At 45.1% G+C, this 7365-nt stretch carries 7 protein-coding genes; 4 read left to right on the forward strand and 3 right to left on the reverse strand.

Features of this window, described 5'->3' with window-relative positions; genetic code table 11:
- Positions 1-119 precede the first annotated feature (119 nt).
- From FC24_RS02575 to FC24_RS02585, 3 genes are all read right to left on the reverse strand, one after another.
- Positions 120-1250, reverse strand: coding sequence for a LysM peptidoglycan-binding domain-containing protein (locus FC24_RS02575; RefSeq protein ID WP_057873316.1), 1131 nt, complete (start codon positions 1248-1250; stop codon positions 120-122).
- A gap of 353 nt (positions 1251-1603) precedes the next feature.
- The gene (locus FC24_RS02580) at positions 1604-2416 is read right to left on the reverse strand and encodes a DNA/RNA non-specific endonuclease (RefSeq protein WP_057873317.1); all 813 of its coding nucleotides are present in this window, start codon (positions 2414-2416) and stop codon (positions 1604-1606) included.
- A gap of 23 nt (positions 2417-2439) precedes the next feature.
- The gene (locus tag FC24_RS02585) at positions 2440-2769 is read right to left on the reverse strand and encodes a hypothetical protein (RefSeq protein ID WP_235807297.1); all 330 of its coding nucleotides are present in this window, start codon (positions 2767-2769) and stop codon (positions 2440-2442) included.
- A 185-nt stretch (positions 2770-2954) separates the two neighbouring features.
- Here FC24_RS02585 and FC24_RS02590 point away from each other — a divergent pair, with 185 nt between their 5' ends.
- The 4 genes from FC24_RS02590 to tyrS all read left to right on the forward strand — a co-directional run bounded on the left by FC24_RS02590 (position 2955) and on the right by tyrS (position 7282).
- Positions 2955-3959 carry a zinc ribbon domain-containing protein gene (locus tag FC24_RS02590; RefSeq protein WP_057873318.1) on the forward strand — a complete coding sequence of 335 codons (1005 nt, stop codon included), beginning with the start codon at positions 2955-2957 and terminating at the stop codon, positions 3957-3959.
- 645 nt (positions 3960-4604) lie between these two features.
- Positions 4605-4937: a thioredoxin family protein gene (locus FC24_RS02595; protein ID WP_057873319.1), complete on the forward strand. Its 333-nt coding sequence runs from the start codon at positions 4605-4607 to the stop codon at positions 4935-4937.
- 176 nt (positions 4938-5113) lie between these two features.
- Complete coding sequence (locus FC24_RS02600; protein WP_057873320.1) at positions 5114-5746, forward strand: histidine phosphatase family protein; 633 nt, start codon at positions 5114-5116, stop codon at positions 5744-5746.
- A 279-nt stretch (positions 5747-6025) separates the two neighbouring features.
- Positions 6026-7282 (forward strand): tyrosine--tRNA ligase, encoded by a 1257-nt coding sequence (tyrS, locus tag FC24_RS02605; RefSeq protein WP_057873321.1) that lies wholly within the window; start codon positions 6026-6028, stop codon positions 7280-7282.
- The last annotated feature ends 83 nt before the right edge of the window (positions 7283-7365 follow it).

Consider the following 7365-nt stretch of genomic DNA (forward strand, 5'->3'; position numbering starts at 1 on the left):
GTTATCACGGGGGAAAAGCGTGTGCGAAAAATCAATCAAGTCCAGATAAAAATTAGTAAGGTAAAAAATTAAAATTAATTTTGTCAATTCATATTGGTTGATAGTTTCACAAACTGCTTTTATTGCAAAACATCGATGTGATTACCAGAAACGGCACCGCCCCGGTCGTGGACAACCGCTTCACCGTAAGGCGTTTGGATGTGCGTGCCAAAGGCGATATTGCTACCAGCTGCTGCAATTAAATAACCGTCGGCATCTCGACCGCTGGCAGTACTAGTCCCGTCAGCGGTAGTGCTAGCGTCTCCCCAGCCTTGATTTGGAGTTGCATTGTAATAAGTAAAGGTGTAGTTGCCATTAGCCGTTTGATTGCTGCTGGATTTGGTCGTCGTGGTGTTTTGTTGCTGTGTGGTTGTAGCTTGTTGATTTGCCTGTTGCGCAGCTGCATTAGCCGCTTTGGTGGCCGCTGCCTGACTAGCTGCTTGATTAGAAGCAATGGCCGCAGATTGTGCCGCCGCACTGGCTGCTTGCGCAGAAGCAACAACCGCTGCTTGACTGGCCGCTTGTTGAGAAGCTGCCGCGGATTTAGCCGCTGCGGATTGTGCTGCGGCCTCGTTGGCAGATTTAGTTGCAGCTTCCTGAGCTGCGGCGCTGGCTGCTTGGGCGGACGCTGCAGCAGCAGATTGCGCTGCAACTTCATTAGCAGATTTAGTTGCAGCTTCCTGAGCTGCCGCACTGACTGCTTGGGCAGAAGCCGCTGCTGCGGATTTAGCTGCCGCTTCATTAGCTGCTTGTGTTGCCGCTTGACTGGCTGCCTGAGCCGAAGCGGCATTGGCAGATTCTGCCGCTGCCTGATTAGCGGATTGCGTGGCTGCTGCTTGACTGGCTGCTTGATTAGAAGCAATAGCCGCAGATTGTGCTGCTGCACTAGCTGCTTGGGCCGAAGCCGTAGCTGTAGATTGTGCGGCTAACTGTTGATTCCAATCAGGCTGTGCTGTTGAAGTTGCTTGCTGCGCTCCGCTAGTTGGAATGTTTAATTTTTGGCCAACTAAAATAATTGGATCTTCACCTTGCAGGTGATTGGCCGTTTTAATTTGGTCTACGGAAACATGATACGCTTGTGAAAAATCCCAAACTGTATCATTAGGTTTAACCGTGACCGTAGCCGCGTTAGCTTTAGTTGCTAGACCAGACGCACCAATAACACCTAGCAGCGTGGTTGCACTCAGTAATAAAATGTTCTTTTTCTTCATGTCAGACTCCTCCTGAAAACCGATCAACGAGATAATAAGTCCACTCTAGCACGAAAATGTGTAGACAGCGTAACAGGCAGATTACAAAAGCGATATTTTATTACATTTAAATGACAAAAAGGTGACAAAAGTAAAAGAGTGCTGGAACAAGCGCTTAGTTGTTGCGCATTAGCCTAGACAGCCAAGTTATTTGCGAAGCAAATGTGTTGGCTGGCGTAGCTAAGCGGAGACAATTGCCTGCACCAGCACGTTTAAGTGGACGATGTGGTGCAATTACTAACACCGTGAACCAGCTAAAGCAATAAAAAAATGCTCACTCAGCACCTTTAGCTCAGTGGGCATTAGAACGTGATTTAAATTGTTGTGTCCGGAACTTGTTGATCGGCTGCTTTTTGGCTAGTACCAGTTTGATAATTGAAGATGAATCCAGGCTGGACATTATAAATGTAAACGTTGAAATTCAAACTGCCATCAGTGCTGATGGCTTGTAGATGAACGCCGCGCGGCATCAATTCTTGACCACGAAAAATGGCGTGCGGCCGGTAGATGACTTTTTTGCCGGCCCGCAGTGCGTTGCGGACTTTAGCTTCGTAAACGGTTTGCAACCGCTGATTGCTAAAAGCAGTTTGGGTAAATAAATTTTTAACGTTGTTTTGGTCACCACTTTGTTGATGGGGATCGTAAGTGCCGGCGACACTAATACCTTTAGAAATGGAATAGGCAACTAAATGGCCCCGATTTAAAATGGCTTGCCGACCGGAAAATTTTTGGTGCCAGCCGGTCGGGCGGACTGTTTGTTGGACTCGCAAAGCATCATCTGCCACATTACGCTGCTGCAAATAAGCGATGTTGGCGCCACTAGTGCGGTTTAGCCGGTCTAAATCAGCGTAGATCACTTGATTTTGGCGCCAACTTTTTGGATCTAATGTGGCACGATTGTGGTTGACAGCGATCACCGCGCTTTTACCAGATTGATAGTTTAAATTGGCTAATTGATCTGCCGTGGTCGTGGTCTGTTGCTTGGTGGTTTGCGCAGGCACTAGCAGCTGCTGCGCTGTTTGCCACAATTGCTGTGCCTGCTGCGGCTTAATTCCGATAAAACTTCCGATAAAGACTAAGAGTAAAATTAAAACAGAAGTGGCGCGCTTTTGCCGTCTTTTACGCATTGATTTAAAACTCCTTCAAAAGGTTAACCCAGTAAAATCCGATTTTTTTCAACGCGAAAGCCAAAAAGAGCGTGCTGCTGACCCCGATAAGTAACGTAAAGGTAGCGCCGTAACTGGTGTTGACGCAGTAATACCGCCAGTTCCCACAACCTTAAAGTCTGCCGCCGGGCATCGGTTTCTAGGATGGCTTGTTTTTGCGGCGCGTTAACGACGTGCAGGCCGCTAAGTTTAATGTAGATGACATGGTCCACCTCTTCCGTTCGCTTGCCGTGCTGGTTAGCACCGAATTCGTAAAAGACAAAAAAATTGCGGTTTAAATCGGCAATCATCGCCAAAAAATCCGTGATTCGCATGGGGCACCTCACTTATTTAAAAATCGAACAGTTGTTCTTATTTTAACATGAAAAAGAACCTTGAAAAAGGTTCTTTGGTTGTTCGTTAAAAAATCACCGCCGCCAATTGTCGCTAGTCGGGTTTCGTGCTATTGTTTAAGTAGCGAAATCGTTAAAAGTGAACCGGTGATGGCGGGGGATGTTGTGTGAAAAAAATTGCGAAAAAAATGTGGGCCATGGATTTTGGCAGTTTAGGTGTGGGTGAATTCATTTGCCCGAAATGTGGTCGTCCAATTACACTGACTGATCAAGTTTGTGCGCATTGCGGCTATGATTTAGTTGCCTATCGAAAAGCACATCACATTAAACAACCGCCGCTAAGTGCTAACGACAGTGCTGCTGCGCCTAGTCGTGCTACAGGAAATAATTTTGGTACGATCGATTTTGGTGATGATTCACTGGCTAGTGCAAACATACCACGTCAGTTAACTGCAGTTGATGTGGTGGAATCAGATGCCACACCCAAACAGGCACATTCGACTGTGGCTCACTCGAATATTAATCAGGCGCTGCCACCCCAGTCAACAGCAGCTAGTTTTGAAGCGGCGGCGATTTCTGACACAGCGCACCAGGCAGCAACGCGGGATTTTCAACCGGCTTCTGCTAAGGCACCGAAGAATTCCGCCCAAGCAGTGCAAGTTGCACAAGCGCCTAGTGAGGAGACTGATACTTTTGATAGTGCCGCAGCTGCGCAGTTAACTTCTGCTGATGCGGAGTTTGACACAACAGCCGCCCAGTCGCTGCATTCATCAAGTGCACAAGTCACTAAATCGGCGACTGGGTCAACACAAATGCAGCAATCGGAAACGGCACAAGGGACCACTTCAGCAGCGGATGCGTTAGACGTTACCAGTTTGGCGCAACTGGTTGCGCAAGTCCAAAGTGATCAGGCGACGGTGAAGCAATTACTGGCAAAGATGCAAACTGACCAAGCCGCACTGCATCAATTTGCGGACCAAGTTAGCGCGGCTAACAGCACTGCCAACCAGCAAACGGCTCAATCGCTGGCCGCGTTAACCGCACACGCCACACACAAAGCGCAACGAAAAAATTGGTTCGTACGGTTATGGCGGCGTCTGTTTCGACCGCATCAACGGCGGTTGCCTGCGCCGAAACAAGATCAGCATAAAACAAATAAAGAAAACGGCTAGCACAATTGTGCTAGCCGTTTTGCAATATGTTTATGAAATATATTAATAATATAAAAGATATGTCGAAAATTAAAGCCGTTTACGCAGGCCAGATAGGCCTATCCAGAACTCTCAAGTTCATTTTCATAATAGCATATCCCTTTATAAAAGACTAGCACTCCTAGAAATTGTTATCATTCTGTAATATTTTTAGCAAGCAAAATAAAATATAAAAATTGTTTTGCTCAGTACTGGTCTAATTTTCAAGAAAAATGTAGGATATAGATTGCGTGACTGTTTTTTATTTGTTACATGCTTGTAATATCAATAAACATGTGTTTGCTTAAAAGTAAACATGCAAATGATATCATTCACAATAATTGAAGTTTATGACAATGATGGCTAATCGATTAAAACATGAATTTAAGCTAAGGGAGTTATTGTCGATAAGTGTGATACTAAGATATATCAAAGCTTATCAATGCTCAAAGAATTGTCTGTGGTTTGCAAGCATTGGCTTAATTAATGCGGCCCAGTTTGATATATCAGAGCGATGAGCGTTTTAGTGCAGTTTTTCAGCTTACAAAAAGTCAGTGAATTGCTTTTTGCAGCTAACCTAGTTAGAATATAAGTATACTAGCGTTTATATAGAAGGGAAGATTGTTGATGCAAACATTACCAAAAGTTGATAAAGCAGGCTTGTTAGATAAAATCAAAAACGGCAAGTATATGTTATTCTTCACTGCTGGCTGGTGTCCAGACTGCACGTTCATTAAACCTGCAATGCCAGAAATCGAAGCAGATTATCCAGACTACACCTTTTTAAAGGTTGATCGGGATGAAAACATTGATTTAGCACGTGATTTGAATGTATTCGGTATTCCAAGTTTCATTGCTTTTCAAGATGGCAAGGAATTGGGCCGGTTTGTCAATAAAGACCGTAAGACTAAACAGCAAGTGGAAAAATTCATTGATGAATTACCGGTTGCTGCGGACTAATTTTACGGACACAGATTTTAGGCTAACTTTCATAATCAAAAAGGTGGTTGTGACGAAAAACTTACTTTTGTTGCAGCTGCTATTTTTTTACTTAATTTTGTTTATGAAAACTGATGACTTCATGGAAGCGCTATTCTATAATGGAGGAGAAGCAACCAAAAAAGGAGCGGGCAAACATGACGGAGCTTTATTTTATTCGCCACGGCGAAACGGTGATTAATCAGGAAAAGAAAGTTAACGGCGCTCACGTTGATACGCCATTAACGGCGGCTGGTGTTGCTGGTGCAAAAGCAGCTGGACGTGAACTGCAGGCGACCAAGTTTGATCAGGTACTTGTCAGTCCGCAAAAACGGGCACAGACTACAGCTAAACTGGTTTTACAGGAAAACTTAGCTCAGCAGCACAACCCGTTGCCTTTACAAGTTGTTCCCAACTTACATGAAATGAGTTTTGGTGATTGGGAAGGACAGCCGGTAACCGCGTGTTTTCAGGATCCAGCCATTCAAAAGCTACGCGCAGCACCGTTAACCTACGATCCGAGTTCGTTTCACGGCGAAACGTTTGCGTCGGTTTTAAAACGGGGGCGCAATTTTTTACAACAAACCGTCACGGCGTATCCGCAACAACGATTATTAGTGGTGGGCCACGGCATGATGTTGACGTTGATGCTGAAGACGGCACAAGGATTTTCAGTGCCTGAAATCATGCAGCGGCCATATTTGGATAATGCTAGCATCAGCGTGTTAACTAGCACGGACGGACAGCATTTTAAGACTGAACGTTGGAATGATGTTCATTTCTTGGCTTGACAGGAGAAATCGACTAGGTTATATTGAACTTAATTTCATAGAACACGTTAAAGGACAGTAGTCGGTTAGTGTCGCAACACAGAAAGTCAGTGGTGGCTGGGAACTGATAGCAGCTAACAGACGAATTACACCTTTAGAAGAAGCGTGTGCACGCACATGTCGTTTTACATGTAAAGTGATGGTGTCACAACCATAACTTGGGTGGTAACGCGGAAATTTCGTCCCTGATCATTTTGGTCAGGGACTTTTTTTATGGTTTAACTTAAGGAGGATATTAGGATGACAGATATTATTTCAGAACTGAAATGGCGCGGTGCGGTTAACCAGGTAACCGATGAGGCCGGGTTAAAAGAATTGACGCAACAAAAAGCAATTGGCGTTTACTGTGGCACTGACCCAACAGGCGATAGCTTGCACATTGGCCACTTAATTCCTTTCATGATGCTAAAGAGATTTCAATTAGCAGGCCACCATCCAGTTATCGTCATTGGTGGTGGGACTGGTGCCATCGGGGATCCTTCTGGCAAAAACTCTGAGCGGAAATTGCAAACTATGGACCAAGTGAAAAAGAATAAAGAACACCTGACTGCGCAATTAGTGAAGTTGTTTGGAACAGAAAACTTCACAGTGGTGGATAATTATGATTGGTTGTCAAAAATGTCGCTGCTGGATTTCTTACGGGATTACGGAAAACTCTTTAACGTAAACACCATGTTGAATAAGGAAATTGTGGCTAGCCGGCTAGAAGTGGGGATCTCGTTTACCGAATTCACTTACCAGATTTTGCAGTCGGTGGACTTTCTTTACTTGTACCAGCACCACAATGTACAGTTACAAATTGGCGGTGCCGACCAGTGGGGCAACATTACTGCCGGGACAGATTTGATCCACCGACAAGCAGGTGCTGACGCCAAAGTGTTTGGCCTGACGATTCCGCTGATGCTAAAAGCTGATGGCACTAAATTTGGTAAAACTGCTGGGGGCGCCATTTGGTTAGATCCCAAGCGGACTACGCCCTACGAATTTTACCAATTTTGGTTGAATCAAGATGATCGTGATGTGATCCGCTACTTGAAGTACTTCACTTTCTTGGATCAGGATGAAATTGCGGCCTTAGCAGAAAAAGTTAAACAGGAACCGGAAAAACGGGAAGCACAACGGCGGTTAGCCCAAGAAGTGACAAAATTTGTTCATGGGCAGCAAGCAGTTGATGAAGCAGAACACATTTCACAAGCACTATTTTCTGGGGATGTCACGTCGCTAACTGCTGCTGAAATCGAACAAGGCTTCCATGATGTGCCCTCCGTTGATGTCTCCGCTGCTAAAGCTAACATTGTGCAATGGTTAGTGGACACAAAAATCGAATCCTCAAAGCGCCGTGCCCGCGAAGACGTCACTAACGGTGCGATCACGGTTAATGGTCAACGGATCCGTGACGTTGATTTTGAATTAGATCCTACCGCTGCTTTTTCCGGTCGCTTTGTGCTGGTCCGCCGGGGTAAAAAACGTTACTTCTTAGCACGAGTAAAACAGTAGACGCGTATATTAGTGATTAAAATAATTAGGAAGTTTGTCAAATGGTGTTGAAGGATAGTTTCTATCCTTTGGAGATCTCCTCG

Source organism: Loigolactobacillus rennini DSM 20253 (assembly GCF_001436505.1).
Classification (GTDB): Bacteria; Bacillota; Bacilli; order Lactobacillales; family Lactobacillaceae; genus Loigolactobacillus; species Loigolactobacillus rennini.